The organism is Paraburkholderia kururiensis (assembly GCF_034424375.1).
Lineage (GTDB): Bacteria > Pseudomonadota > Gammaproteobacteria > Burkholderiales > Burkholderiaceae > Paraburkholderia > Paraburkholderia kururiensis_A.
This window is the reverse complement of record NZ_CP139965.1, coordinates 1,289,769-1,316,269: the sequence shown is the minus strand read 5'-3', so window position 1 is coordinate 1,316,269 and position 26,501 is coordinate 1,289,769. Positions and strand designations below refer to the sequence as shown.

At 65.8% G+C, this 26,501-nt stretch carries 24 protein-coding genes; 17 read left to right on the top strand and 7 right to left on the bottom strand.

The genetic code is table 11. The features are described 5' to 3' along the window. Window positions 1-348 precede the first annotated feature (348 nt). The 9 genes from U0042_RS05975 to U0042_RS05935 all read left to right on the top strand — a co-directional run bounded on the left by U0042_RS05975 (window position 349) and on the right by U0042_RS05935 (window position 10,589). Window positions 349-2,244 carry an amidohydrolase gene (locus U0042_RS05975; protein ID WP_114811647.1) on the top strand — a complete coding sequence of 632 codons (1,896 nt, stop codon included), beginning with the start codon at window positions 349-351 and terminating at the stop codon, window positions 2,242-2,244. Window positions 2,245-2,289: 45 nt separating this feature from the next. Further along, on the top strand, window positions 2,290-2,709 hold the full coding sequence (locus tag U0042_RS05970; RefSeq protein WP_114811646.1) for a DoxX family protein: 420 nt from the start codon (window positions 2,290-2,292) through the stop codon (window positions 2,707-2,709). Between the two features lie 11 nt (window positions 2,710-2,720). Continuing rightward, window positions 2,721-3,362 carry an HD domain-containing protein gene (locus tag U0042_RS05965; protein WP_114811645.1) on the top strand — a complete coding sequence of 214 codons (642 nt, stop codon included), beginning with the start codon at window positions 2,721-2,723 and terminating at the stop codon, window positions 3,360-3,362. Between the two features lie 136 nt (window positions 3,363-3,498). Further along, window positions 3,499-3,654: a hypothetical protein gene (locus U0042_RS05960; RefSeq protein WP_157977844.1), complete on the top strand. Its 156-nt coding sequence runs from the start codon at window positions 3,499-3,501 to the stop codon at window positions 3,652-3,654. A gap of 36 nt (window positions 3,655-3,690) precedes the next feature. Beyond that, window positions 3,691-5,409: an MFS transporter gene (locus U0042_RS05955; protein ID WP_232833423.1), complete on the top strand. Its 1,719-nt coding sequence runs from the start codon at window positions 3,691-3,693 to the stop codon at window positions 5,407-5,409. Window positions 5,410-5,464: 55 nt separating this feature from the next. Further along, window positions 5,465-6,565 carry an HlyD family secretion protein gene (locus U0042_RS05950; RefSeq protein WP_114811642.1) on the top strand — a complete coding sequence of 367 codons (1,101 nt, stop codon included), beginning with the start codon at window positions 5,465-5,467 and terminating at the stop codon, window positions 6,563-6,565. Beyond that, window positions 6,544-8,076 (top strand): efflux transporter outer membrane subunit, encoded by a 1,533-nt coding sequence (locus U0042_RS05945; protein WP_114811641.1) that lies wholly within the window; start codon window positions 6,544-6,546, stop codon window positions 8,074-8,076. The genes U0042_RS05950 and U0042_RS05945 overlap by 22 nt, the downstream gene beginning before the upstream one ends. 147 nt (window positions 8,077-8,223) lie before the next feature. Then, entirely contained in the window at window positions 8,224-9,045 is an 822-nt protein-coding gene (locus U0042_RS05940; RefSeq protein ID WP_114811640.1) for an alpha/beta fold hydrolase, read from the top strand. Between the two features lie 80 nt (window positions 9,046-9,125). Then, window positions 9,126-10,589, top strand: coding sequence for a catalase (locus tag U0042_RS05935; protein WP_327205038.1), 1,464 nt, complete (start codon window positions 9,126-9,128; stop codon window positions 10,587-10,589). A gap of 138 nt (window positions 10,590-10,727) precedes the next feature. Here the strand turns inward: U0042_RS05935 and U0042_RS05930 are convergent, their stop codons facing one another. Together U0042_RS05930 and U0042_RS05925 are read right to left on the bottom strand one after the other, a co-directional pair. After that, on the bottom strand, window positions 10,728-11,096 hold the full coding sequence (locus U0042_RS05930; protein ID WP_114815245.1) for a BON domain-containing protein: 369 nt from the start codon (window positions 11,094-11,096) through the stop codon (window positions 10,728-10,730). A 119-nt stretch (window positions 11,097-11,215) separates the two neighbouring features. After that, on the bottom strand, window positions 11,216-13,132 hold the full coding sequence (locus U0042_RS05925) for an AAA family ATPase (RefSeq protein WP_114815244.1): 1,917 nt from the start codon (window positions 13,130-13,132) through the stop codon (window positions 11,216-11,218). Window positions 13,133-13,622: 490 nt separating this feature from the next. Here U0042_RS05925 and U0042_RS05920 point away from each other — a divergent pair, with 490 nt between their 5' ends. Next, entirely contained in the window at window positions 13,623-13,784 is a 162-nt protein-coding gene (locus U0042_RS05920; RefSeq protein ID WP_017775244.1) for a DUF1328 family protein, read from the top strand. A 227-nt stretch (window positions 13,785-14,011) separates the two neighbouring features. After that, the gene (locus U0042_RS05915; RefSeq protein WP_114815243.1) at window positions 14,012-14,710 is read left to right on the top strand and encodes an endonuclease/exonuclease/phosphatase family protein; all 699 of its coding nucleotides are present in this window, start codon (window positions 14,012-14,014) and stop codon (window positions 14,708-14,710) included. A 10-nt stretch (window positions 14,711-14,720) separates the two neighbouring features. On the opposite strand, the gene U0042_RS05910 is transcribed toward U0042_RS05915, so the two are convergent. The 5 genes from U0042_RS05910 to U0042_RS05890 all read right to left on the bottom strand — a co-directional run bounded on the left by U0042_RS05910 (window position 14,721) and on the right by U0042_RS05890 (window position 19,672). Then, window positions 14,721-15,101 (bottom strand): GtrA family protein, encoded by a 381-nt coding sequence (locus U0042_RS05910; RefSeq protein ID WP_269814073.1) that lies wholly within the window; start codon window positions 15,099-15,101, stop codon window positions 14,721-14,723. 4 nt (window positions 15,102-15,105) lie between these two features. Further along, window positions 15,106-15,849 carry a class I SAM-dependent methyltransferase gene (locus U0042_RS05905; RefSeq protein ID WP_114815241.1) on the bottom strand — a complete coding sequence of 248 codons (744 nt, stop codon included), beginning with the start codon at window positions 15,847-15,849 and terminating at the stop codon, window positions 15,106-15,108. Between the two features lie 15 nt (window positions 15,850-15,864). Then, entirely contained in the window at window positions 15,865-16,944 is a 1,080-nt protein-coding gene (locus U0042_RS05900) for a glycosyltransferase (RefSeq protein ID WP_114815240.1), read from the bottom strand. A gap of 171 nt (window positions 16,945-17,115) precedes the next feature. Beyond that, complete coding sequence (locus U0042_RS05895) at window positions 17,116-18,423, bottom strand: glycosyltransferase family 87 protein (RefSeq protein WP_232833632.1); 1,308 nt, start codon at window positions 18,421-18,423, stop codon at window positions 17,116-17,118. Between the two features lie 4 nt (window positions 18,424-18,427). Then, a complete protein-coding gene (locus U0042_RS05890) occupies window positions 18,428-19,672 on the bottom strand; it encodes a glycosyltransferase family 87 protein (protein WP_198665441.1) in 1,245 nt (414 codons plus the stop codon). Between the two features lie 1,284 nt (window positions 19,673-20,956). Between U0042_RS05890 and U0042_RS05885 the strand changes: the two genes are divergently transcribed. The 6 genes from U0042_RS05885 to U0042_RS05860 all read left to right on the top strand — a co-directional run bounded on the left by U0042_RS05885 (window position 20,957) and on the right by U0042_RS05860 (window position 26,480). After that, on the top strand, window positions 20,957-21,139 hold the full coding sequence (locus U0042_RS05885; RefSeq protein WP_114815238.1) for a Flp family type IVb pilin: 183 nt from the start codon (window positions 20,957-20,959) through the stop codon (window positions 21,137-21,139). Between the two features lie 204 nt (window positions 21,140-21,343). Next, entirely contained in the window at window positions 21,344-21,508 is a 165-nt protein-coding gene (locus tag U0042_RS05880) for a Flp family type IVb pilin (protein ID WP_232833634.1), read from the top strand. 35 nt (window positions 21,509-21,543) lie between these two features. Continuing rightward, entirely contained in the window at window positions 21,544-22,092 is a 549-nt protein-coding gene (locus U0042_RS05875; RefSeq protein WP_114815236.1) for an A24 family peptidase, read from the top strand. Between the two features lie 150 nt (window positions 22,093-22,242). Beyond that, entirely contained in the window at window positions 22,243-23,586 is a 1,344-nt protein-coding gene (locus U0042_RS05870; RefSeq protein ID WP_232833633.1) for an ATP-binding protein, read from the top strand. A 36-nt stretch (window positions 23,587-23,622) separates the two neighbouring features. Next, window positions 23,623-24,459: a Flp pilus assembly protein CpaB gene (gene cpaB / locus U0042_RS05865; protein ID WP_114815234.1), complete on the top strand. Its 837-nt coding sequence runs from the start codon at window positions 23,623-23,625 to the stop codon at window positions 24,457-24,459. Window positions 24,460-24,581: 122 nt separating this feature from the next. After that, the gene (locus U0042_RS05860) at window positions 24,582-26,480 is read left to right on the top strand and encodes a type II and III secretion system protein family protein (RefSeq protein ID WP_232833631.1); all 1,899 of its coding nucleotides are present in this window, start codon (window positions 24,582-24,584) and stop codon (window positions 26,478-26,480) included. Window positions 26,481-26,501 lie beyond the last annotated feature (21 nt).

Below are 26,501 nucleotides of genomic sequence, written 5' to 3'. Positions count from 1 at the left end.
GTCGGTCCTTGCAGTGCCCAATGGTGAGTGGGTGAGTGAAAACGCATGTGGACGCCGCCGCGGCTGGCCTTCCTGCCGCGGCAACGACGCGCAGCCATCCTATCGCCGTACCGCCGCCGCACCGATTTAATCGTTCTGAATTCTCCTGCACGCCGTTGCTGCTTGCGCCTCGATGCGCGCGAACCGGCGCACCGCCTCGCTTCAGAACGTTTCAGGTGCGGCTAAGGACTTTCAGCCGCCCCTTGCGTACTGTTGAAAAACCGACGGCGCAGCACGAGGCGAGCCGCTCCGTTCATCGCCTTCGCGCCATCACGGACAGCCCTGTCCATCCACCTACAGGAACGCACGATGACTGCCCAGTTCAACGACGCGGCGACCGCGGATACGGTCTTCTTCAACGGCAAGATTGCGACGCAGGACGAGAAGCGCTCGTTCGTCACGGCGCTCGCCGTCAAGGACGGCCGCGTGCTCGCCACGGGCAACGACCGCGACGTGATGCAGCGCGCCGGCGCCAACACGCGGCGCGTCGACCTGCAAGGCCGCACCGTCATTCCGGGTCTCAACGACTCGCACCTGCACGTGATTCGCGGCGGCCTCAACTTCAACATGGAGCTGCGCTGGGACGGCGTGCCCTCGCTCGCCGACGCGCTCGACATGCTGCGCCGCCAGGTGGCCCGCACGCCCGCGCCGCAGTGGGTGCGCGTGGTGGGCGGCTGGAACGAGCTGCAGTTCGCCGAGCGCCGCGGGCCCACGCTCGAAGAGATCAACGCCATCGCGCCCGACACGCCGGTCTTCATCCTCCACCTCTACGACAGCGCGCTCCTGAACGCCGCCGCGCTGCGCGCCGTGGGCTACACGAAAGACACGCCGAACCCGCCGGGCGGCGAGATCCAGCGCGACCGCAGCGGCAACCCCACGGGCATGCTGATCGCGCGCCCCAACGCGGGGCTGCTCTACGCCACGCTCGCGAAAGGCCCGAAGCTGCCGTATGACGACCAGATGAATTCGACGCGCCACTTCATGCGCGAGCTGAACCGGCTCGGCGTGACGAGCGCCATCGACGCGGGCGGCGGCTACCAGGCCTACCCCGACGACTACGCCGTCATCATGGAACTCGCGAAGCGCGGCGAGCTGACCATGCGCATCGCGTACAACCTGTTCACGCAGAACGCGAAGAAAGAGATCGAAGACTTCGCGCGCTGGGTGAAGATGACGAAGCCCGGCGACGGCGACGAGTTCCTGCGCGTGAACGGCGCGGGCGAAATGCTCGTGTTCTCCGCCGCGGACTTCGAAGACTTTCTCGAGCCGCGCCCGGACCTGCCGGAGTCGCTCGAAACCGAGCTGAAGGGCGTCGTGAAGCTGCTCGTGCAGAACCGCTGGCCGTTCCGCCTGCACGCCACCTACGACGAATCCATCAGCCGCTTCCTCAACGTGTTCGAAGAGGTGAACCGCGAAGTGCCGTTCGACGGCCTGCGCTGGTTCTTCGACCACTGCGAAACCATCTCGGAGGCCAACATTGCCCGCATCGCCGCACTGGGCGGCGGCATCGCGGTGCAGCACCGGATGGCCTATCAGGGCGAGTACTTCATCCAGCGCTATGGCGAAGCCGCCGCGCAACGCACACCGCCCATCCAGAAGATGCTGGCAGCCGGCCTGCCCGTGGGCGCCGGCACGGACGCCACGCGCGTGGCGAGCTTCAACCCGTTCGTCTCGCTCTACTGGATGATCTCGGGCCGCACGGTGGGCGGCACGCTGCTGTACCCCGAGCGCAACCGGCTGGAACGCATGGAAGCGCTGCGCCGCTACACCGTGGGCAGCGCGTGGTTCTCGAACGAAGACGACCGCAAGGGCGCACTCGTGCCGGGCCAGTACGCCGACTTCGCCGCGCTTACCGACGACTTCTTCACCGTGGACGAAGAACGCATCAAGTACCTCTCGTCCGTGCTCACGGTGGTGAACGGCAAGGTGGTCTACGCCGACGAGGAATTCAGCCCGCTCGCGCCGCCTGCGCTGCCCGTGAGCCCCACGTGGTCTCCCGTTGCCGAGTTCGGCGGCTACAGCCGCTACCGGCCGGCTGCGTCCGCTGCATCGTCGCAGACCACGGCGCGCGCCTGCATCGACGCTTGCGCGAACCAGTGCGGCGTGCACGGTCACGGCCATATGTGGGCGTGGCGCAGCAACGCGCCGGTGAGCGACCACAACGGCTTCTGGGGCGCGCTCGGCTGTAGCTGCTTCGCGTTCTGATCCGTCGTCGCCCATCGCCACCCATCGCCATCCGGACCGCGCACCATGTCTTTCGCACCCGCTCGCTTCAAGGCCAACGTCGCCGCGAACGCCACGGACATCGCCCTGCTGTTCCTGCGCGTCACCGCCAGCGTGCTACTGCTCATCGTGCACGGTCTGCCGAAGGTGCAGCACTACGCGAGCCAGGCCGCGGCGATCGAAGACCCGTTTCACCTCGGCAAGCATCTGAGCATCGCGTTCGCGATCTTCGCGGAGGTGGTGTGCCCGGTGCTCGTCATCGCAGGCTTCGCCGCGCGGCTCGCGGCGCTGCCTGTGATGGTGGTCACCGTGATCGCCCTGCTGTTCGTGCATCCCGAATGGACTGCGGAGCAGGCACAATTCGCGTGGATGCTGCTGATTCTGTTCGGCACGATTGCCATTGGGGGCGCAGGTCGTTATTCGCTTGCCGCACTGCTCGACCTGTGACAGGAGACACGATGAGCCGCTGCGTCGCCGGCATTCCGATACCGGACAGCACCATGGCCCAGGCCGCGCTCGCCACGGTCATGGCTACCGAACCCGACATTCTGTACCGGCATTCGGTGCGCGTATTTCTGTTCGCCGCACTGATCGGCAAGCATCGCGCGCTCGCCTATAACGCCGAACTGCTTTACGTGAGTGCGCTCTTCCACGACATCGGGCTCACGTCGCTCTATCGCGATTCGCAGAAGCGCTTCGAGCTGGACAGCGCGAACGCGTTGCAGGCGTTTCTCTCGTGCCACGGCGTACCGGACGACGACGTCGCCGAAGCCGCGCGCGCCGTGGCGCTGCACACGTCGTTCGGCCTGCACGCGGAAATGCCTCCGCTCACGGCATTGATCGGCGCGGGCGTGGAAACGGACCTGCTCGGCATGCACTTCGACGAAGTGTGCCAGGCCGACCGCGACGAAGTGGTGAACGCGTTTCCGCGCGGCCCGCGCTTCAAGGAACAGATTCTCGAAACGTTCGCGCAAGGCATGGAGCGGCGCCCACTCACCACCTTCGGCACCGCGAATGCCGACGTGCTCGAACGGTGCGATCCGAACTACCGGCGCAGAAATTTCTGCGGCCTGATTCTGGGCTCGAACTGGAAAGACTAGCGGCAGGCAGCCGCCACGCGGCATCGGGCGCCCGCTTCGCTGCGCCCGTCACGTTCGCGGCGCGACGGCCGGCCCACGCGCGCGTGGTATCGCGCCCAGGACCATTCGATTTCAACGGCATTTCACGGAGGCCGCCATGCCCACTGCCAACGCTCGACCGGGCAAGACCCTGCCCGGCTTGATCCATCAAACGCCGAATCACACACCGGACCACACGCCGATCCCGGTCGCCTTCCCGTCGCTCGTCTCGGTCGTCCCGTTCGTCTCGCTCGGCGCGAACGAAGCGCAGTGAAAGCGCATTGAGCGCGAACGCACCAGGCCAACCGTCATGAGCGACCCCGTCCTTTCGACATCCGCATCGCCCGCCGCCGCCCAGGCCGGGGCCGCCGCCGCATCGAGCACGACACCTGGCACGACTCCCGGCACGATGCCCGCCATCGCCCCCGCGCACGTCGGACCGCTGCTGACGGGCCTCGGGCTCGCCACCGGCATGGAGTTCTACACGTTCGACAGCATGAATCTCGTGCTGCCGGACCTCACGGGCTCGCTCGGCGTGTCCGGCGACGAGGCGAGCTGGCTGCTCACCACCTACAGTTGCGCGCTCTTTCTCGGCGTGCCTGTCTCCGTGTGGCTTGCGGGCCATGTCGGTTATCGCCGCTTTCTGCTCGCCACCGTCGTGGCCTTCGCGGGCACCTCGATGGGCGTGGCGCTCTCGCCCGGCTTCGAAACGATGCTGGTCTGGCGCGCACTTCAGGGTCTCGCCGCGGCGGGCCTCGTGGTGTGGTGGCGCGCGAGCATCTACGTGCTGATGCCCAAGCCCCAACGCAGCGCCGCGCTGATGCGCGTCTCCACGGTGCTCTATCTGTCGAGCGCCGCCGGTCTCGTCGCGAGCGGCTACATCACCGACCACTACGACTGGCGCCTCATCTTCCTGCCGAACCTCGTTTATGCCGGCGGCGCGCTGTGGCTCATCGCCCGATACTTTCCGGCCATGCCGCCCGCCTCGTCGCAACGCGCCGTGCAGACGGACTGGCCCGGCATCGTGCTGCTCGCCGTCGCGCTCATTTCGCTGCAGATCATCCTGAATCGCGGCGAGATAGACGGCTGGTTCGGCTCAGCGCATCTGCGCACGCTCGCCTTCGCGGGCGCCGCGGCGTTCGTGCTCTTCGTGGCGTGGCAATCCAGTCCGGCCAACCGGTCGCCGCTCATGTGCGTCGACCTGCTGCGCGACCGCCACGTGCTGTCGTCCGCGGTGCTGGGCGTGTTCACGGGCATGATTCTGTCGGGCAGCGTTTTCGTGCTGCCCGAATTCCTGCGCAATCTCGCGGCGAATACCTACAGCGCGACGCAAACCGGGCAGATCATGTGCGTCTATGCGCTCGCCGCCGCGGCCATGCGCCCGCTCATCGTGCCGCTCATCACGCGCGTGGGTCAGCGCAAGGCGATTGCGCTCGCGCTCGTCATGCTGATCGCCTCGATGGTGGTGTTTCATCGCCTGCTCACCACCGGCACGCCGGGCCCCTATTTCGTGCTGCCGCTCGTGCTCTACGCGGCCTGCCTTTCGCCGCTGCTGCCCGCCGTGGGCAGCGGCACCGTGGCGCGAATCGAACAGAACCGCTTGCTGGACGGCGTATCGCTCTACATGACGTTTCGCCAGTTCGGCGCGTCGCTGGGCGTGGCGCTGTTGACCATCCTGATTACGCATCGCGAGACGCTGCATTCGTCGCGCCTCGCGGACCACGTCCGCATGGACCGCGACGTCACGCGCGACTGGCTCTCCACCATCGGCGCCACGCTCACGGGCAACGGCGGCTACACGAGCTTCGACAGTTCGCGCGCCGCGGTGCGCATGCTGGCCGAAGAAACCGCACGCCAGGCCGCGACGCTCGCCTACGCCGACGCATTCGCCTTCATGGCCGCCGTGGGCGTGCTCACGCTCTGCGTGCTGCCGCTCGTGCCGCCTACGCCGGTTGCGTCTGTGGTTGCGTCTGCGTCTGCCTCTGTGTCCGTTACGCCCCTCACGTCTGTTCCGAAGAAAACACCATGAATCACGACACGATCCGCCACGCCGCGTGTGCGCTCGCTGCCCCCAGGAGGCCGCGATGAGCGAGACCCCGCTGCGGGAAACGCCCGCTAAAAGCGCCCCTGCCGTGCCGCCCGCCAGCCGCCGTTCGCTGATCTTCGGCGCGGCCGGGCTCGCCGTGCTCGTGCTCATCGCGCTCTACTTCCTCGTGCCCGACCTCTACGAGAAGCGCACGAACGACGCCTATGTGGACGCGCACATCGTGTCCGTCATCCCCAAGGTGCCCGCCTACGTGCAGAAGCTCCACGTCGACGACAACAGCAAGGTGCAGGCAGGTCAACTGCTGATCGAACTCGATCCGCGCGATTACGTGGTGCAGCTCGAACAGGCCAAAGCCAGCCTCGCCGACGCCGAGGGCAAGCTCCAGGAAGCACGCGACCAGATTCCCGTGGCCGATGCCGAGATTGCGCGGCAACGCGCCGAACTCGACGTTGCCGAATCCAACGCGAAGCTCGCGCAGATCAACCTGACCCGCCTGCAATCGGTGTCCGACATTCGCGCCGTGTCTTCGCAGCGCGTGGACGAAGGCAAGGCCGCGGCGTCCAGCACGCGTGCCTCTGTGATCGCGGCGCAGGTTCGCGTTCAGGCGGCCCAGGCGCAAGCGAAACTCGCGCGTTCGCAGGCCGCCACGGCGCAAGCCGCTGTGGGCCAGGCGCGCGCCGCCGTGGATCAGGCCGCGCTCAATCTCACGTACACGAAGATCTATGCGGGCGAAGCGGGCAGTATTGCGAAGAAGACGGTGGAGCCCGGCAACTTCGTGCAGCCGGGTCAGTTGTTGCTCTCCGTGGTGCCCGAGCACCTCTACGTCATCGCGAATTACAAGGAAACGCAGCTCACGCAGGTGCGCCCCGGCCAGGCAGTGGCCGTCGACGTCGACGCCTTCCCGGACCTGCACCTGCGCGGCCACGTGCAGAGCATCCAGCGCGGCACGGGCTCGCGCTTCGCGCTGCTGCCGCCGGAAAACGCCACGGGCAACTTCGTCAAAATCGTGCAACGTGTGCCGGTGAAGATCGAGTTCGACAACCCGGGCGAGGCGATGAAGTGGATCGCGCCGGGCATGTCGGTCGAAACGCGCATCTTCATCAGGGAGCAGCCGAAATGGCTCGAATTCCTGGGCTAGTGCTGCCGCAGCGGCACGCACGCATGTGGTACATGCGGCTCGCGTGCGCGGCGGCGTTCGCGTGGACCGGCGTGCTCGCAGGCTGCACCGTCGGGCCCGATTACGTGGCGCCCAAAACGGCGTTGCCGGCGGGGTACGTGGAGCGCGATCAGGTTTCATCGAATACGGCTTCGTCTAATGCGTCGCTCGATGCGTGGTGGCAGAACCTGGGCGACACGACGCTTGACGCGTTGATCGAAGAAGCGTTGCAGTCCGCGCCCGATCTCGCCGAAGCCGAGGCCCGCGTGCGCGAAGCGCGGGCGTTGCGCGGCATCGCGGGCGCGGCCGACTATCCCGAGATCGATGCGGGCGGACTCTACCGCCGCACGCACGGCAGCGCCAACGTGCCCACCGGCGTGCAGCCGGGCGGCATGGGGCCGGGCAAGAACGGCAATCTCTGGCAAGCGGGCTTCGACGCGTCGTGGGAACTCGACGTGTTCGGCGGCACGCGGCGCAGTGTCGAGTCCGCAGACGCCTCGTATGAAGCCGCCGTCGCGGGCAGCCAGGACGTGCGCCTCACGTTGGCTGCGGAAATCGCGCGCAACTATATCGAGCTGCGCGGCGCGCAACGCAGGCTCGACGTGGCGCGCCGCAATCTCGCCATCCAGCAGGACGGGCTCGTGCTCACGCGCGCACAGTTCGATGCGGGGCTCGCGTCGCGGCTCGACATGCTGCGCGCCGAAGCGCTGGTTGCGGACACGCAGGCCGAGATTCCGTCGCTCACAGCGAACGCGCGCGGCTCGATCTACCGGATCGGCGCGCTGGTGGGGCATCAACCCGAAGCGCTGCTCGCGCAACTCGATGCACCCCAGGCCATTCCAGCGCCCGTCGCCGACGTGCCGGTGGGCTTGCCCTCCGATCTGCTCCAGCGGCGCCCCGACATTCGCGCGGCGGAACGCCGGCTCGCGGCGGCCAACGCACGCATCGGCGTGGCGAAGGCCGACCTCTATCCGCACTTCTCCCTCACGGGCGCAGCGGGGCTGGAGAGCCTGGACGCCTCCACGTTCCTCACCTCGCCCAGCCGGTATCTCTCGGTGGGGCCCAGCATTCGCTGGCTGATCTTCGATGCAGGCCGCGTGCGTTTCCAGGTGCACGCCGAAGAGGCCCGCACCGACGCCGCCGCGGCCGCCTACCAGCGTACCGTGCTCGGCGCGCTGCGCGACGTGGAAACGGCGCTAGTGTCGTATGGCCAGGCGCGCGTGCGCCGCGATCGACTTGCCGCAGAAACGGCAAGCGACCGCGAAGCCGTGACCGTGGCCACGCGCCTGTACCGCCAGGGTCTGGTGGACTTCCTGCCTGTGCTGGACGCCGAACGCTCGCTCTACGCCGCCGACGACAAGCTCGCGCAGACCGACCGCGACACGGCGCTCGCGCTCGTCGCGCTCTACAAGTCGCTGGGCGGGGGATGGTCCGCGCAAAGCGGGAACGCGGTTTCCGGAGTATCGACCGTCACGGCAGTCGCTGCACCGTAGTGCGGCGCGTGGGCCGGCGCGCAGGCAAGCGCCCGTCCGTTGCGCCGGTTGTACGCATCAGTCCCGCATCACCCTCTTTTCAACCGCTTTGGCAGCCCGCAGCACTTCCTGCAACGCGTGGCCGTCATCGCTCACAGGAGCACGCACATGAGCACCATCATCACGAAAGACGGTACGCAGATTTTTTACAAGGACTGGGGCACCGGTCGCCCGGTCGTGTTCTCGCACGGCTGGCCGCTCAATGCCGATGCCTGGGATACCCAAATGTTGTTCCTCGTGCAGCACGGCTTTCGCGTGATCGCGCACGACCGCCGCGGCCACGGCCGTTCGGACCAGCCGTTCCAGGGCAACGACATGGACACTTACGCCGACGACCTCGCCGCGCTGCTCGACGCGCTCGACCTGCACGAAGCGACGCTCGTGGGTCACTCCACGGGCGGTGGCGAAGTCGCGCACTACATCGGCCGTCATGGCACGAAGCGTGTGGCGAAGGCGGTGCTGATCGGCGCCGTGCCGCCCATCATGATCAAGACCGAGGCGAACCCCAACGGTCTGCCGCTCGACGTGTTCGACGGTATCCGCAAGGGCGTGGCCGAAAACCGCCCGCAGTTCTATCGCGATCTGGCCACGCCGTTCTTCGGCTTCAACCGGCCGGAAGCGAAGGTCTCGCAGGGCGCCATCGACGCGTTCGTGATCCAGGGCATGGCGGGCAGCATTTATGGCCAGTACCAGTGCATCCACGAATTCTCGGAAGTGGACTACACGGAAGACCTCAAGAAGATCGACGTGCCCACGCTGATCCTGCACGGCGACGACGACCAGATCGTGCCCATCGACAACGCCGGCCGCCTCTCCGCGAAGATCGTGAAGAACGCCACGCTGAAGGTCTACGCGGGCGCATCGCACGGCATGTGCGTGGTGAACGCGGATCAGGTCAACGCGGACCTGCTCGCGTTCCTGCAGTCGTAACGCGCGCGGCGCATCAGCGGCACGGGGCGCAGGGCCCCGTGCTTCTCTCCGTTTCTTCGAACTCGCGTCGACCCAAGGCCATGACTTCCAAGACCCTCACCCATCTCACCTCGGCCGCCGGCGCGCCCGTTGCCGACAACCAGAACTCGATGACCGCCGGTCCGCGTGGCCCGGTCATGCTCCAGGACGTGTGGCTGCTCGAAAAGCTCGCCCACTTCGACCGCGAGGTCATCCCCGAACGACGCGTGCACGCCAAGGGCTCCGGCGCATTCGGCACCTTGAAGGTGACGCACGACATCACGCAGTACACCAGGGCCAAAGTCTTCGCGCAGCCCGGCAAGGAAACGCCGCTCTTCATGCGCTTCTCGACGGTAGCCGGCGAGCGCGGCGCCGCCGACGCCGAGCGCGACGTGCGCGGCTTCTCCATCAAGTTCTATACCGACGAGGGCAACTGGGACGTGGTGGGCAACAACACGCCCGTGTTCTTCATCCGCGACCCGCTCAAGTTTCCCGACTTCATCCACACGCAGAAGCGCGACCCGTACACGAACCTGCGCAACAACGTCGCGGCGTGGGACTTCTGGTCGCGTCATCCCGAGTCGCTGCATCAGGTCACCATTCTCATGAGCGACCGCGGCATTCCGAAGAACTACCGCCAGATGCACGGCTTCGGCTCGCACACGTACTCGTTCATCAACGCCAGTAACGAGCGCTTCTGGGTGAAGTTCCACTTCAAGTCGCTCAACGGCATCGAGAACTACACCAACGAGGAAGCCGCGCAGGTCATCGCTGCGGACCGCGAAAGCGCGCAGCGCGACCTTGTCGAGAACATCGACCAGGGCAACTTCCCGCGCTGGGCGTTCCGCATCCAGGTGATGCCTGAGGCCGACGCAGCGAAGGTGCCGTACAACCCGTTCGACATCACGAAGGTGTGGCCGCACAAGGACTACCCGCTGATCGACGTGGGCGTGATCGAACTGAACCGCAACGCGCAGAACTATTTCGCGGACGTGGAGCAGGCCGCGTTCACGCCGGCCAACGTGGTGCCGGGCATCGGCTTCTCGCCGGACCGGCTGTTGCAGGGCCGGCTGTTCTCGTACGGCGACACGCAGCGCTACCGGCTGGGCGTGAACCATCACCAGATTCCGGTGAATGCGCCGAAGTGTCCGTTCCACCACGCGTTCCACCGCGACGGCGCAATGCGTACCGACGGCAACCTGGGCGGCACCGTGAACTACGAGCCGAACCGCTTCGGCGACTTCACGCAGGACCGCAACGCGGAAGAGCCGCCGCTCGCCGCAGGCACCGTGGACCGCTACGACCATCGCGAGGACGGCGATTACTACAGCCAGCCGGGCGCGCTGTTCCGTCTGTTCGATGCGGGCCAGCGTGAGCGCCTGTTCGCGAACATCGCCGCAGCCATCGACGGTGTGCCGAAGGAGATCGTGGACCGCCAGATCGAGCATTTCCGCCAGGCCGATGCGGCGTATGCCGAAGGCGTGATCGCGGCGATGGCCGCAAGAGCAGAAGAAAGGAAGGCGTAAGAGACCTGAACGGCGGTGCGGAACGGTGCGTACGCCGTTCCACGCTTTTCGGGCTCGCCGTCTGCTGCACTTCAGGCGCGAGGCGCTGCGCCGGCTTGCAGGTTCCAGATTCGCTTGGGTCCTGCAAGCCAGCCGGCCTCAATGACCAGGCGAGCCCACGGTAAGCCGGCTCGTTACGTCGGTCACGCCGCTGACGCCTTGCGCGCGCTGCGTCGCAAGCGCGATCTGCCCTTCTTCGGGCACCGTGCCCGTGAGCGTGACCTTGCCGTCGCGCGCGAGCACCGTGAGGTGCGCCGTATCGACGTTTCCGCCCTTCACGATCGCCTTGCGCACGGCACTCGAGAGCTTGCGGTCGGCCTTGCGCATCGCCTTGCGCGCCACGGCGGCGCTGGACGGATGCGCGGCGTGGTTCTCCACAGGCGGCGCGTAGCCCGTTTCATCGGCGTGGGCAGCGATGCCCGTCGTGGCCACCGCAGCTGCGGCAAGCGTCATCCAGAACTTCTTCATTGCGCTTCTCCTCGAGTGAACAGTCGTTGAACGGCAAGTCGAACGGTAGTTCACCGAGGCTTAAAAGTCCTTGGATGCGGCTTAATCGTTGTTCGCAGGCGCTGTGGCAGCGCCGCTTCTTATGCCGCAGCGGCTTCCTGAGCGAGCCGCACGGCGCCGTTGCCCGTGGCGGCATGTTCCTGAATGAGCCGGTACACCGTCTCGCCCGGCACCGTCTCCACTTCGAGCAGCCGGTCGGCAATCTCGCGCAACACCGGTTCATTGGCGTGCAGCAACGCATGGCAGGCATCGTTCAATTCGGCGAGCAGCTGATTCGCGTGACCGATGGCCTCTTTGAGCTGCAAGCCCGCCACCTGCTGCGGGAGCGCCGCGAGGCTGAACAGGTTGCCGTCCGCGTTGAAGCCGAACTTCGACACCATGTCGAGCCCGATGCGCGAGGCCTCCTGCAAGTCCTGCGCCGCGCCGCTCGATGCCTCGCCGAACACCAGCAGCTCGGCGTTACGGCCGCCCAGCAGCACCTGGATCTCGTTGCGCATCTCCGTTTCGCGGTACAGGTGCTTGTCCTGCGTTTTCGTGATGAGCGCCACGCCGAGCGCGCCGCCGCGCGGCAGGATCGTCACTTCTTCGAGCACGCCGGTGCCGAGCAGCGCGGCCACGAGCCCATGCCCTGCTTCGTGCACGGCGATGCGCATGCGCTCCTCTTCGGAAAGCGCGCGCTCCGAGCCGTTCACGTCGCCAATGCGCGCGATCTTGATGGCCTCGATGAAATGCGCGGACATCACTTCGTGGTCGCCGGCCTTGCGTGCGAGCAGCCCGGCCTGGTTCACGATCATCGAAAGCGTAGCGGGCGACAGCCCCGTGGTGAGCCGCGCGAGTTGATAGAAGTCGATGCGGTCGAGCTTCGTTTTCAGCTTCGTCGCGTAAAAGCGCAGAATCTGCGCGCGGTCTTCGAGGTCGGGCAAGCGCACGTTCACCGTGCGATCGAAACGGCCCGGGCGGCGCAGCGCTTCGTCGAGATTGTCGGGATGGTTGGTCGCGGCCACCACGATCACGCCTTCGTTGGAGGCGAAGCCGTCCATCTCCGCAAGCAGTTGATTGATGATGCGATTGCTCTCTGCTTCCACCGACCCGCCGCCCGCATCGGTGCGCTTGCCGAGGCCGTCGGCTTCGTCGATGAAGATGACCGTGGGCGCGTTCTTGCGTGCCAGCTCGAACAGATGCCGAACCTTCTGGATGCCCACGCCGTAGTATTTCGCGCTGAAATAGCTGCCCGTGATCGAGATGAAGTTCGCGCCGCATTCGCCTGCGAGCGCCTGCGCGAGACGCGTCTTGCCCACGCCGGGGCCGCCCGTCATCAACACGCCGCACGGTGCGCGCACGCCCATGCTCGTGAACTGCGAGGGCGCCGCGAGATAGGCCTGCACGTCGGCGAGCGCCGCCTTGGCTTCGCCTGCGCCGATCACGTCGTTGAAGCGCAGCGCGGGCGAACGTTCGAGCAGTTGCGCGCCGCCGCGCATTTCGCGGCGCATGAACCACGCGAGCCCGCCGATTATCACGAGCGGCAGGAAGAGACTCAACAGGTCGCGCGTGCGGTCGAACACGCTGGTCCAGCGCGCGGCGCCGGTGCGAACGTCGGCGTCCGGCAGCCACACGAGTTGATACGGCGCGTGCGTGCCATCCTTCACTTCACCCAGCAGCAGCGCGTTCGAAAACGCGCCGTTGTGGTCCACAACGAAATACCGCTCGCCCGTCGTGGTGGAAACCAGAATGGCGTTACGCGCCACGCCGATGGCGTCCACGTGCTGTTCGCGAATGTCGGTCAGCATGGCCGAGGCATCTTTCTCGCGGTGTGTCCATGCCGATGCGTCGCTGCGCATCTGACTGGCGATGCCGGTCAGCGCGGCCTGCGTGGTCGCGCCATGATGCTCGTGCCGCCAGTATGCGAACGCGCCGGTGGCGACGATTGCCGTTGCGGCGACGGCCAGCATGACGTTCCGGCCAATGCGGGACCACAGCGAATTGCGTGCGGGTTTCATCAATCGATTCCAGATAGGGGCCGCATGTCGAACATGAGCGCCGAACCCGGGAGGAGAAGAGACGAGCGGAAGTGTGGCACGCGCAAGGGCATTTTTACTCGCCCCCGATGTGTCCACGACGTGTGCACTGCGCGCGTCTGACGTGCCTGACGAGTAGGACGCGCCGGTACGGCAGGCCGTTCATGCAGGAGGATGCGTGAACCGCCGCGCAGATCGAATCTCGGCCCTCGTGCGGGCCGCCTGGGTTTCAGCAAAGGGACATCGCGATTACGACCCTCATTAATCGCAGTGCACCATTGGCATTATGCCCGCTATCTCCTCGCTTCATAAGGCCCGAAAAAGCGAATATTTCCCCGTCATTTCGCCATTCGGCATTTATTACGGACTACTGGGGCATTTCCGCCGTGGGGCGCCTGCGGCACAGCGCTTGCTCCATCTCGGAACCGTCCGTGCACCGGCCGCGGAAGAGGAAACCATAAGGAGGTCACTCATGCTCTACTACGCTCTGGTCTTTTTCATCATTGCCATCATTGCCGCCGCGTTCGGCTTCGGCGGAATTGCAGCGGGAGCGGCAAGTATTGCCAAACTGCTGTTCTTCATTTTCCTGGTCATCTTCATTGTGACGTTGATCATGGGCCTCGTCAGGCGTTAGGCATAGCTCACGTTTGACTTCCCTTGCGCGACCCCGGCAGCGCGCGGCCATCGCCGCGGCCTGCCGGGGTCGCGTTTTTGCATCGCCCGGCTCTCTCCTGCCCGCGCAGTTCGTTCGCGCCGCACGCAGCGGCGCATTCACAAGCACGCGCCTCGCACGTTCATACGCATTGCCGACCGGCTTCGCACGGTGGCGTGCATTGAACCGCTGTCCAAAGGAGAGACGACATGATTGTGGCGACATGGAACATGCAGGGCGGCGTCAACACGCCGTACATCAATCAGGTGGTGCAGCAGACGGGCGCCCACGTGCTGTGTCTGCAGGAATGCGGCAACCTTGCGGAGCATCTGCAAGGGCGCGCGCCCATCCTCAACGGCATGGGCGCGATCATCGGCTACACGGGCAACTTACGCCTCGGCTACGGCTTCATGCAATGCGTGTACTGGGAAAACGTGTGGGCCCAGGGCGGCCTTGCGGTGCTGAGCAACATCGGCATCAACAACTACGGCATCCTGCCGCCGGCGCCCGTGCATGGCTTCGCGCCCGCGAACCCGCGCGCCATGCCGTGGATCACCGTGCGCGACCCGTGGAACGGCAACGTCATCTCCGTCTACTCGATTCACAGCCCGCCCGTGGACGGCCTCACCACCACGCTTCAGCAAACCTGCGCGTGGAACAACACGCAGCTCGCACAGATCAACGCGATTGGCGGCACGTGGGCCTGCGTGGGCGATTTCAACGCGGACCCGACCGTGCCGGGTTTCGTGGCACCGCCCGTGGGCAACATCGTGCGCGGCAACCGCGCGACGCAGCAGAGCGGCGGCATTCTGGACTACGCGGTGACGAATGCCTTCGGCTTCGCGTATCAGCAGCAGACCCAACTGGCGGGTGCGTCGGACCACTACCCGCAGGTGTTCACGTATTGACGCGCACGCATCAGCGGTACGTCCACGCGCGATGAGCGAGGAAGGTGGCCGGCGGCACCACGCAGGCCACTGCCGCGATGCCGGACCACGGCACACCGCCCGCGAATTGCACGCCGCCCGACACCAGCGCGGTGAGCCCGAGCCCCAGCGTCGAGACCACCGCGAAGCGCGACGCGTTACGCACGTGAACCGGCGCGGAGAAACTCCATAGCGTGTTCATGAGATAGGACACGCCGGTCGCACTGAGGAACGCGAGCGCGTTCGCGAGCATGGGTGGTGCCTCTGTCTGCACGATCAGGCTCATGGCCACTGCCGCATGCACGGCGGTGGCCATGACGCCGGACACACCGAAACGCAGCAGCTTCACGATGTCGCGCGAAGTCCACGCCACGATGTCAGGCTCCTTCGTCGGCGGTCAGTACGGCGAGCAGCGAGACGCCGAAGGGCAACGTATGCCGCGCGAGCCAGCGGCTCTCCGCGTGCATGGCCCGATAGAGCAGCGCGTTCACGGGCGGCACCGGAACGGCATCGCCTGTCGAACGTTCGCGGCGCAACAGCCGGTCGGCCCAACGCGCCGCCACTGCTAGCGGGAACAGCAGCGTGTTGAAGTAGGTCACGTGTTGCACCTTGCATCCCGCGGCACGCGCGCAGCGCTCGAGCGCGCGACGGCTGTAGCGCCGGCAGTGATGCAGAAACACGTCGTGCGCACTCCAGAGCCATTGATACGCGGGCACCGTCACCACTATCACGCCGCCGGGTGCGAGCAACGTGCGCATCTGCGCGAGCGAACCTACGTCGTCGGGTATGTGTTCGAGACAGTCGAAGAAGCAGATCAGATCGAACTGCTGGCCGTTGAAGGGAACGTCGTCGGGGCAGCGGCCCGCGCGAATGTCGAAGCGGCCGCCGGTCTTGCGGTCCGTGAGCCGGCGCGCGGTCTCGTCCATCTCGAGGCCGCTCACATGGCCGAACTGTTCGAGCAGCGCGAGATTGCCGCCCGTGCCCGATCCCACTTCGAGCACGCGCGCCGCTTCCGGCAGGCACAGACCATCGAGCAGCACGCGCAACACGTCGCGACGCCCCTTGAACCACCAGTGTTCGGCCTCGGTTTCGGCCATCTCGAGATAGGCTTCGGGCGACATGTCGGTCTCCTCTCTTTAATGGCCAGCGGCACGCGTACGCACACCGGCGCGACGACGGGCGAAGTCGGGACGCCATGCCTGAGCGGCACGCAGGTCGCTGCGTCCTGAACGGTTCACACGTCCCACCGGCAGCGGCGTGACCTTGGTGTGCGTCTGATAACGGCGGCGAATCAGATACACCGGGCGTTCCTTCGACTCGTAATAGATGCGCCCGATGTACTCGCCCACCACGCCGATGCCGATCAATTCGATACCGCCCATGAACAAGAGCACCGAAATGACCGAGGCATAGCCCGGCACGGGATTGCCGAACACCAACGTGCGCCCGATGATGAAGCCGCCATACACGAACGCGAGCAGCGCGATGACGAGGCCCACGTAAGTCCACGTGCGCAGCGGCACCGTGCTGAAACTCGTGATGCCTTCCAGCGCGAAGTTCCAGAGCCGCCAGCCCGAGAATTTCGAATGCCCCGCGCAGCGCGCCTCACGCTCGTACTCCACGACCACCGTGCGATAGCCGACCCACGCGAACAGCCCTTTCATGAAGCGCCGCCGCTCGGGCAGGCTGCGCAGCGCGTTGACCACCTGGCGATCCATGAGCCGGTAGTCGCCCACGTTTTCCGGCAGCTTCACTTCGGAAAGCAGGTTGTGCACGCGGTAGTAGAGGCCCGCCGCGGTGCGCTTCGCAAACGAATCGCAGGCGCGATTGCTGCGTTTGGCCACCACCACCTCGGCGCCCTCGCGCCAGTGCGCGATCATCACGGGAATCAGGCCCGGCGGGTCCTGCAGATCGGCGTCGATGGGAATGACGGCGTCGCCGTTCGCTTCGTCAAGGCCTGCCGTGAGCGCAGCCTCCTTGCCGAAGTTGCGCGTGAGGTCGATCACGCGCACACGAGCGTCGCGCGCGCCGGCGGCCACGAGCTGATGGAGCGTGCCATCCTGGCTGCCGTCGTTGATGCAGACAATCTCGAAGCGGATGCCTTCTATGTCTTCGAGCACCGGCACGACGCCCGCAAAGAACTTCTCTACCGCTTCGCCCTCGTTGTAGAACGGAACCACCAGCGAAACGAGCGGTATCTCGTTATGGTTCGACATGATGCTGCTCCCCGTATGACTTTTCCTGCGTGTGGTGTCGCCGCGCTTTTTCGTGCGGCGACGCTGTTCTTTCCGGACGCTTCGTTATCCGTGATGCGTTGCTTGTTGTTACGCTCTGCGCTTCACGCGCCCGACACGTTTCAATCGTTATCGTCCGTCCCGCTCCATGCTTCAAGGCCAGCGTCGCCTTCGCAGCCCGGCATCGTCCGTAACAGGCAGGCATGGCGACTCGCGCCGTTCGCGCTGCATCCTGGCCACGACTAAACCCCAGGCCGCGAGCGTGACGAGCGGCACGAACTGCAACGGCGCGCGGCTCACCACCAGCAAGCCCGCGAGCGGCATCAGCCAAAGCGCGGCAAGACACTCACGCTCGCCGGCTCGCCATCCGTGCGCGAGCGCATGCCGTGCGAGCCACGCCGCGAATACGGCGTACCAGGTGAGGTCGTAATCGTAGAGATAGGGGCTCACGAGCAAGCTGGCGCCGACGAGCGCGGCGGCCCGTAATCCATAGGCCGATTCGCGCGTCCACGCGAGCACCACGATGCTCGCGGCGAGCAATGCCGAGGCGCCTTGCGCGGCATAGGCGATTGCAGACGGCGAATGCAGCAGCTTCGCCATCGCGAAGAACGTCGGCATGCGGGCGAACGGTGCCGGCCCGTTTTGCACGTAGCGGGCCATCATGCCGACGTTGGCCACGAACGACGACAGCGCGTCCGCGCCGAACGCGATCACGCCCAGCACGAACAGCGTGCCGACGGTAGCGAGCAACGCGGCGAGCGCGCGCCATGCGCGGCTGCATAAAAGCGCCAGTGGAAACAACAACGCCAGATGCGGTTTGATGAATAGCATTCCGAAACAGATGCCCGCCACAACCGGGCGCCGGCGCAACAACGTCAAACCGGTCGCCGCAAGTGCCGCGGTGAGCAGGCTGCTCTGCCCCATTGCCGCAGCCAGCAGGGCAGCGGGGAACGCGGCCACGAGAAAGACGGCATCGCCGCGCGGCACGATGGCTCGGATGGCAGCAACGAAACACAACCCGGTGCCGACGCTCCACACCACGGCCGCTACGGGATAGGGCAACAGTGCGACCGGCTGCATGAGTAGCAGCGCAAAAGGCGGGTACAGCCAGGGCAATTGGCCACCGGTTTCGCGCAACGAAGGCACGACGCCCTGCTCGATTACCGCGAGCCGGTCCAGTTGCCACGCTTCGCAGCCGTGCCCATGCAAGGCGAGCCACGACGCGCTCCAGGTGGGCAAAAAGTCCAGTGCCAGCGGGCTCAAGCCAGGATGACGCAGCACATACAGGCGGTACAGATAAATGCCCGCGAACAGCAGTTGGCACGCGAGCACCGCAGCCGCGTAGATACGCACGCGCCGCAGGCCCAGCCAGTGCGGACGGCGCCGCGGTCCCGCTACGGGCAGTTCGACAAGCGGCCGGTTCCAGGCAGGCGACAGCGCGTGGCGTGCGAGCGGCTTCATGGCATTACCTCGCACCCGACTCGAGCCGCGCACGCCGCATCGTCATGAGCAGCATGAGCAGCAGCACCACGGGACCGATCTGCGGAAACTTGAGCATCCGGTTGGCGCTCTCGTAGACCGGCAAGAGCCAGCAGAGCGCGAGCACCGTCTGCTCGCCACGCAGCCAGCCCTTTTGGAAGCCACAGGCCGCAAGGCAGAAGACGGCGATGCCAAGCCATGCGAGTTCGTAGTGCCACACGTAGGGCGTAACCAGCAGCGTGGCAACGGCGAGCGCAGCTGCGCGCACGCGCATGTCGCTCGTCTTCGTCCAGACACGCAATGTGGCAGCGATGGCGATCAGCGCGACGAATATCTGTACACCGTACGATACCGGCAGAGAAAGCCCTGCAAGGCGCATCGCAGCGAAGGCCGAAGGCGAAGCACTCCAATACATGACGCGATGCTCGAGCACCAGTTCGCGCGCGATGGCGGTGCCCGCAGCGAATGCGGGTATCGAGGCTGTGCCGCACACCATCACACTTGCCGCCATCAGCGCGAATGCGGTCATCGCGGCGCTCGCGAATACGCGCCAGTCACGCACGGCAATGAGCACGAGCGGAAACAGCACGGCCATCTGCGGCTTGATGGCCAGCAGGCCCATACACACACCGGCTCGCACCGGGTAACGCGTCATCGCGCCCAGTGCATAGGCCGCAAGCGCTGCGGTAACCAGCGAGTTCTGCCCGAGCATGGCCGCGACGAGCACGCCCGGAAACGCGAGCACGACGAGCGCGGCGAGCCCCTTGCGCCCCAGATGAACCTTGAACGACGACACCTCCAGCACCGCCGCAACGAAGGCAGCGCAGCCCAATACGGTGAACAGAAGGAAGGACGCCGCATACGGCAACAGCGCAACGGGCGTGACGAGCATGAGGAGCGTGGGCGGATAGAGCCACGGCAGGAAACCGTGATTCACGTAGCCGCCCAGCAATGCGGTCTGCGCGTGCGCAAACGACGGATAGTGATAGACCGAGCCCGGGTCCCCGTGCAGCATCAGCCAGGACGCCGTCCAGAACACGGTGTAGTCGATGCCGGGACGCGGCCCGTCTTCATGCATGAAGCCGCCGCTGACGTACGCCCACGCCGCGAGCAAAATGACGGCGAGCGCGAGGGTTGCGCCCCCGTACAACACCACACGCTCGCGGTTCAACCACCCGCTTCCGTCATAACGGCTCTCGCCGTTTCGCGCTCCCCGATTCGCGACGTCCATGATTCCCCGCATGCTTCGTTAGACGGCCGGTCGGTCACACCGGCGTTTCGCATTTCACGTCCTTAATGCAGACAGGCCGTGCGCTCTTTTTTTTGCCTGGCGTGCAGGCTGCGTGTCACTTTTGTGTTGCCATGTGCGTTGCCGCACATAAAGACATGGCGCTGCGTTTTGCTCCGTGATAGTGCGTGCTTTTACGTGGCTTCACGTGGCACTGTGTGCGCTCGTATTTCGCTATGGATTACTACGTATCTCCGCGCCTTGATGTTTCGCACACGAGTCGCGGTACTCCATTGTTAGAAAAAAATCGGGCGGCTTGCAAGCCTGCGGGGTTTCCACAATCGGGTTTCTTCTGACCAGAAAAGGCTCGAAATTGAGGTGTTTTATGGCATCGAGGGCCGCTTATCCGACCCGCGTTGCAACCTTGAAACAATTCCGTTCGGTTCGCGCTTTGCAAAACCAGATAGCTATCTGCGCGGTGCGTTCTCGCAGTCTCAGGGAAAGTCCCTGGCATATTTTTTGTGCCTTGCCCGGCAAGGCTTTCCGGTCGATATGGGCGCGTACCCGCAGCGCACCATTTTTCAGAATCGTTACCTTTTGTAACGCCCCCGCCACTCGACTTTTCCGTCGCACGTCTGAACAGCCCCGTCATTCCTGGTTTTTGGGAAATCTGGCCCACTGTTTGCAATAGGTTCGTCGCGCAAGTCGACGACGTGACGACCCGCGATTCAGCAGTTCAACAGACATACAACATGGAATCGCAAAGGCGTCGCCCTCGGGGACATTCGTTCATGCGGAGCCTGCCAATAGGAAGGCAATCTCCCGCGTGAAGCGATGGTGGGTAGTCGTAGTCTTGCAGCAAGGTGCCGGTGCCGGCCGGACACCATAAACAATTGCAAGTCGGGGGATGAAGAAAATGAACAAGCATGTCATGACGAGGCTTTCCAGCCGCCACCGCAGCGAGACCGCCCATCGGCGTCCCGCTGCTTCCTTTCCTTCCTTGCGCGAACTGCCGCGCCACATGCCCGCGACCGCTCTTGGGCGTCGCGGGCGGCTGGTGGTTTCGCACCCGCTTGCCAGTCAAACCATGACGGTGGCCCAGACCGCCCGCAAAGGCATGTGCATGCGTGCACCTATGCCCTTGCGGACAGTCTGAGCGCCGCATGACCGGCGTCGCTTCTTTCGCCGTACCGCTGTAACCCGCAGTAACCCTGTAGTACCAGTCGTTCCAACCCGCAAGCCATTGAGCTCAATGGTGTTTATTTAGTTATCCAAAAGGAGAAAGCCATGTTGAAGATCATCAACCTCGTCAAGCAGATCGTTCGCGACGAAGACGGCGTTACCGCCATCGAATACGGCCTGATCGCAGCGCTGATCGCCGTCGTGATCATGGGCGCCGTCTCGACGGTCGGTACCGACCTGAAGAGCGTGTTCAACTCGATCGGCACCGACCTGACGGCGGCGACCTGAGGTGCATGTCGACGGACGATTCGCGGGCCTCCCTGGCGGATCTTCCTCGCGAATCGTCCTCGACATCACGTGGTCGTCGTCTCTTTCGCCGTGAGTGGATGTGAACCCGTAGACCAGGAGAGAACCGTCATGGAACGCTCGATCAACAGGACGCACGCAGCGTCCCGCACCGCAGGCCGGAAGCGTTCGCGCCTCGCGCTGCTTGTGAGCCGCGGCCTTGCTGCGCGCTTCGCATCCGCCGACGAAGGCGTGACCTCCATTGAATACGCGTTGATCGGCGCGCTGATCGCCATCGTGATCATTGGTGCGATCACGACGATCGGCACCGATCTGCAGTCGGTCTTCAACAGCGTTGCTTCGGATCTCTGATCAACGCCCGTCACGAAAGCGCTACGGAGAACGCCATGTACCTGCCTCTGCCGCCTCTGCCCGCCCAGCCGATTCCGCTGTGCGTGGCGTTGCTCGTGATCGTTGCGGCCAGCACCGACATCACGGCCCGGCGCATTCCGAACGAGGTCGTGGCGACAGGCCTCGCAGTGGCGTTCCTCGTTCAGTGCTCGATTCACGGTGCAGCGGCCGGTGCGCTGCTCTGGCTCACGGGGGCCGCAACCGGCTTCGCGCTGCTGCTGCCCTTCTATCTGTTGCGCGGCATGGCCGCAGGCGACGTCAAGCTGATGATGACTGTCGGCGCCTGGGTGGGCCCCGCACTCGCATTTCATATCGCGCTCGCAGCGTTCATGGCGGGTGGCATCGGATCCGTTGCGCTTGTCGTGTATCGCGGCCGCGCACGGCAACTCGTCGGCAATCTGCGCGCCATTGCGCGCAACACGTCGCAAGCGGCGCAAGACGGCGCCACAGGACCCCGGCAGCTGCCGGGATCGGTAGGCACGATGCCCTACGGCGTCGCGATTGCAGCAGGAACGCTCGGAATGTTGTTCGCAACGGCCGCATAGCGAAGCACACGAGCACGAACACAACAGCACGACCGATTCAATCAGGCAGAAACAGAACAGGCACGCAGGGGGGACGCGATGGAAACGGACAACATCGGATACGAAGCGAGAGGCGCAGCAGCCTCCATGCGCGACGGCGCGCGAGGCAGCATGCCCGCCGCCGACAGTCGCACGGCAGGCGACACGGCGCCCGCCCTGCGCGCGCCCCGCACGCTGGCCGACACCGGCCTGCCCGCCACCTTCGTTGCGGCGCTCGTGCTGAAGTCCACGCACGTGCACGGCAAGTCGTGCTTCGCCGATCTCGCCGAACGGCATCGCCTGCCCATCAGCGTGCTCGACGACGTACTGGCCCACCTGGTGCGCGAACGTCTCGCCGAAATCAGCCATCGCGGCGCAAGCGACGTGGACGTTCACCTGCGCCTCACGGATGCCGGCCGCGCCGCGGCGCACGACGAACTCGCCCGCTGCAGCTATTTCGGCCCGGCGCCGGTCACGCTGGAACACTATATCGATAGCATTGCGAACCATTCGGTTCGCTCGCTGCGGATCGTGCGCAACGACGTACAGGCCGCGTTTCAGAACATCGCGATCGATCCGACGGTGCTCGACGCCGCGGCGGCATCGCTCAACGCGGGCCGTCCGCTGCTGCTGTACGGGCCGGCGGGCAGCGGCAAGACGTTCCTCGCCGAACGGCTGGGCCGCCTGCTGCACGGCGACGTGCCGGTCCCGTACGCCATCTACGCCGGCGGCGAAATCGTGCAGCTGTACGACCCGCTCGTGCACGAAGACGCCGCAGGCGAAGCGCTCGCGCAGCCCGGCGACCGCCGCTGGCGCATGTGCCGCCGCCCTCTCGTGATCTCGGGCGGCGAACTCACGCTCGACATGCTCGACCTGCGCCGCGACGCGTCCACCGGCTTTTATCAGGCGCCGCCGCACATGAAGGCCAACATGGGTATCTACATCGTGGACGACCTGGGCCGCCAGCGCATCGAGCCGCGCGATCTGCTCAACCGCTGGCTCATGCCGCTCGACCGCAACTTCGATCTGTTCACGCTGCAGAACGGCTCGCGTTTTTCCGTGCCCTTCGATGTGTGGCCCGTGTTCTCGAGCAACCTGGAACCCGCCGAACTCGAAGACGAAGCGTTCCTGCGCCGGCTGGGTTCGAAGATCTACGTCGGCCCGCTCGCCATCGAAGACTACCGCGCCGTGTTCCAGTCCTGCTGCGCGGCGCTCGGCGTCGAGGCCCCGGAAGACGCATTCGCGTACCTGGTGCATCGCCTGCACATTCCGTCCGGCAAGCCGTTTCTTGCGTGCTATCCGAACGATCTGCTGCGCCTTGTCGCCGCTGCCGCGTATTACCGCGGCGAACCGAAGGTCGCCACGCAGCCCGCGCTGCGCGACGCGTGGTGCAGTTACTTCGGTGTACTTCCTGACCACGACGGCATCCATCCGAGCGACGAAGAACGCGCCGCCCGCAAGCTGGCGTCGGGCTGATCCGCATCTAACCCTGATCTGTCGAGGAGTCTTGCCATGAAAAACAGTCGTGCCCTTGCGATGCTTGCCGTCGCAGTCCTGGCGGGTCTGGCCGCCGTCCTGTTCGCGTCACGCTGGCTCGTGCAGAGCTCGTCCAGCGCCGTGACGCCCGTGGCCGTGGCCACTGCCGAAGTCAATCTGGGCGAGCCGCTCGGCGCGAACCAGATTCGCGTCGTGAACTGGCCCAGCGCCAGTGTGCCCCCTGGCGCGTTCACCGACGCGAAGTCGCTGGAAGGCCGCGTGGTTCGCACGAGCCTCGAGCGCGGCGAGCCGGTGCTCGAATCGAAACTCGCGCCCATCGGCACGAAGGGCGGTCTCTCCGCGGTGATCGGCGCGGGACGGCGCGCCATCACGGTTCGCGTGAACGACGTGGTGGGCGTGGCGGGCTTCGCGCTGCCGGGCAATTACGTCGACGTGATCGTGAACACGCAGGAGCCGGGCAAGCCCGATTCGCAGCAGAGCATTTCGAAGATCGTGCTCGAAAAGATTCTCGTGCTCGCCGTCGCACAGCAGGTGAGCCGCGACGACACGCAGCCGAAGGTGGTCAACGCAGTAACGCTCGAAGTCACGCCGGACCAGGCGGAGAAGCTGGACCTTGCTCGCAGCGTGGGCACGCTCTCGCTCGTGCTGCGCAATCAGGTGGACCGTCAGACGCTGGACACGAAGGGCGCCACGAAGATCACGCTGCTCGGCGCAGCGCCCGCCGCGCCGGCGTCGGCGCCGGTCGCAGCACCCGTGCATCCGGCCCGCGTGCGCTACGTCGCCCATGCGCCGGTGAAGCGCGATTGCGTGGGCGTGCTCTCCGGCGTTGCCGGCAGCGTGGAATGTTTCTAGCGCACTTGCAAGCAACAGCGACGGCAGCGAACGACCAGACGCCGCCGTCAAACAAAGCAGCGAACGAACTCAATGAAGTCGAATCCCGGCGCAAGTCGCCGGGCACACGGGGGATCACGTCAATGGACACCACACGCGTATTTGAATCGGGGCGCCGCACGCAAGCCTGCGTGATTCGCGGCACGGCGCTCGCCGCGGCACTCTTCGCCGCACTGCTCACGGCCCAGGCCGGCGTCGCGCAGGAAGCCGCCCTGCCTTCGAAGATGGCCGCGGCACCGCTGCCCGCCGCACGCGGCGCGGTGCCGATGCTGGTCAGCATGGCTGCCATGCCGGCGGGCGCAGTCGCCGCGGCCGCCGCTGCCGAAGCCGCCCCGCTGCGCGGACCGAACTGCACGGGCACCATGCACGAGGAGTCCAACGTGGTGGTGCCGGTCGGCAAGTCCACGCTCGTGCCGCTCGCCGAACCCACGCGCAATCGCACGCTAGGCAATCCTGGCGTCGTGCAGGCCACGCTGGTTTCGCCGCGCACGCTCTATGTGGTCGGTATGTCGGTTGGGACCACTAACATGATCGTGCAGGGCAAGAGTGGTGCGTGCCAGATGATCAACGTGGTGGTCAATATCGATCCCTCGGGTCTGCAGCAGTCGCTCGCGCAGCTGATGCCCGAAGAGCCCAACATTCGTGTGGCAACGGCTGCCGGCAACCTGGTGCTCGCGGGGCGTGTATCGAGCGCCGCGGCTGCGCAGCAGGCCATGCACATCGCGCAGGCGTTCGCCGGCGCGCAGCCCACGCAGCAATCGCAGTCGGCCACGTCCAGCGCGGGCAACGGTTCGTTCACAGCGAGCCAGCAGATGTCGAGCACGAGCAAGCCGTCCGAAGTCATCAACATGATGACTATCGACTCGCCTCAGCAGGTGATGCTAGAAGTCAAGGTGGCCGAAGTATCGAAGACGCTCATGAACCAGATGGGCTCCGCACTCAACATTCAGGGCGGCTTCGGTTCGTGGACGGGCGCCGTGGTGAGCGATCTGCTCGCAGGCGTTTCCAGCGCCTTCGTGGCGAACAAGGCGAACAACCGGCCGTTCCGCGTGGCGCTCGACGCGCAGAACACCGACCAGCCCGTGAAGATTCTCGCGGAGCCGAATCTCGTCACCATCAGCGGCCAGGAAGCCACGTTCCTGGCGGGCGGCAAGATCTTCATTCCGGTGCCGCAGAGCAGCAGCACAGGCGCCACCACCATCACGCTGCAGGCCGAGGAATTCGGCGTGGCGCTCAAATTCACGCCTACTGTGCTGTCGAGCGGCCGCATCAACCTGAAGGTGGCTCCTGAGGTATCCGAACTATCTTCCACGGGTGTGACGCTTTCGGCCACCAATGTCTCGGGCGTTTCGATCCTGCCGCTCATCACCACGCGGCGCGCGTCCACCACGGTGCAGATGGGCGACGGCGAAACTTTCGCGATTGGCGGGCTCATCAAGGACAACGTGTCCGGCACGTTGAAGGCGCTGCCCGGTGTAGGCGAAGTGCCGGTGCTGGGCGCACTGTTCCGCAGCACGGCCTTCCAGCAGGACCGCACGGAGCTCGTGTTCATCATCACGCCGCACCTCGTGAAGCCGCTGCAAACGAGCAACGTGCCGCTGCCCACGGATAGCTTCAACAAGCCCAACGAGGCCGACGTCTACGCCACCGGCGTGATGGAAGGCCGCGGCGGCGCCCGCAAGCTGCACGGCATGCCGGCAGCGCCGAACACGCCGCCGCAGCCGCAACCCGGCAACGCAGGCGATACGACGCCGGGCCCGGTCTCGCGCAACGACACGGCAGCAGGCGCCCAGGCCAGCACGCAGGCGGGCACGCAGGCAAGCGGGCAACAAGCGGCGCCCGATGCAAGCGCGCCCGCTGCAACGGCGCCCGCTGCCCCGCCCGATGCCAGCACCGAAGCCCAGGTCTCGCGCATCGAAAACGAAGCCGCACGCATCGCCACACGCGAAGCCGGCACGCCGGGCCAGTCGGCCGACCACTGATGCATGCACTGTTCAAGGGGA

Bases quoted from the DNA above. Each gene is read 5' to 3' on its own strand.
- U0042_RS05975 (WP_114811647.1), top strand. From the start codon at position 349: ATGACTGCCCAGTTCAACGACGCGGCGACCGCGGATACGGTCTTCTTC.
- U0042_RS05970 (WP_114811646.1), top strand. From the start codon at position 2,290: ATGTCTTTCGCACCCGCTCGCTTCAAGGCCAACGTCGCCGCGAACGCC.
- U0042_RS05965 (WP_114811645.1), top strand. From the start codon at position 2,721: ATGAGCCGCTGCGTCGCCGGCATTCCGATACCGGACAGCACCATGGCC.
- U0042_RS05960 (WP_157977844.1), top strand. From the start codon at position 3,499: ATGCCCACTGCCAACGCTCGACCGGGCAAGACCCTGCCCGGCTTGATC.
- U0042_RS05955 (WP_232833423.1), top strand. From the start codon at position 3,691: ATGAGCGACCCCGTCCTTTCGACATCCGCATCGCCCGCCGCCGCCCAG.
- U0042_RS05950 (WP_114811642.1), top strand. From the start codon at position 5,465: ATGAGCGAGACCCCGCTGCGGGAAACGCCCGCTAAAAGCGCCCCTGCC.
- U0042_RS05945 (WP_114811641.1), top strand. From the start codon at position 6,544: ATGGCTCGAATTCCTGGGCTAGTGCTGCCGCAGCGGCACGCACGCATG.
- U0042_RS05940 (WP_114811640.1), top strand. From the start codon at position 8,224: ATGAGCACCATCATCACGAAAGACGGTACGCAGATTTTTTACAAGGAC.
- U0042_RS05935 (WP_327205038.1), top strand. From the start codon at position 9,126: ATGACTTCCAAGACCCTCACCCATCTCACCTCGGCCGCCGGCGCGCCC.
- U0042_RS05930 (WP_114815245.1), bottom strand. From the start codon at position 11,096: ATGAAGAAGTTCTGGATGACGCTTGCCGCAGCTGCGGTGGCCACGACG.
- U0042_RS05925 (WP_114815244.1), bottom strand. From the start codon at position 13,132: ATGAAACCCGCACGCAATTCGCTGTGGTCCCGCATTGGCCGGAACGTC.
- U0042_RS05920 (WP_017775244.1), top strand. From the start codon at position 13,623: ATGCTCTACTACGCTCTGGTCTTTTTCATCATTGCCATCATTGCCGCC.
- U0042_RS05915 (WP_114815243.1), top strand. From the start codon at position 14,012: ATGATTGTGGCGACATGGAACATGCAGGGCGGCGTCAACACGCCGTAC.
- U0042_RS05905 (WP_114815241.1), bottom strand. From the start codon at position 15,849: ATGTCGCCCGAAGCCTATCTCGAGATGGCCGAAACCGAGGCCGAACAC.
- U0042_RS05900 (WP_114815240.1), bottom strand. From the start codon at position 16,944: ATGTCGAACCATAACGAGATACCGCTCGTTTCGCTGGTGGTTCCGTTC.
- U0042_RS05895 (WP_232833632.1), bottom strand. From the start codon at position 18,423: ATGAAGCCGCTCGCACGCCACGCGCTGTCGCCTGCCTGGAACCGGCCG.
- U0042_RS05890 (WP_198665441.1), bottom strand. From the start codon at position 19,672: ATGGACGTCGCGAATCGGGGAGCGCGAAACGGCGAGAGCCGTTATGAC.
- U0042_RS05885 (WP_114815238.1), top strand. From the start codon at position 20,957: ATGTTGAAGATCATCAACCTCGTCAAGCAGATCGTTCGCGACGAAGAC.
- U0042_RS05875 (WP_114815236.1), top strand. From the start codon at position 21,544: ATGTACCTGCCTCTGCCGCCTCTGCCCGCCCAGCCGATTCCGCTGTGC.
- U0042_RS05870 (WP_232833633.1), top strand. From the start codon at position 22,243: ATGCCCGCCGCCGACAGTCGCACGGCAGGCGACACGGCGCCCGCCCTG.
- cpaB (WP_114815234.1), top strand. From the start codon at position 23,623: ATGAAAAACAGTCGTGCCCTTGCGATGCTTGCCGTCGCAGTCCTGGCG.
- U0042_RS05860 (WP_232833631.1), top strand. From the start codon at position 24,582: ATGGACACCACACGCGTATTTGAATCGGGGCGCCGCACGCAAGCCTGC.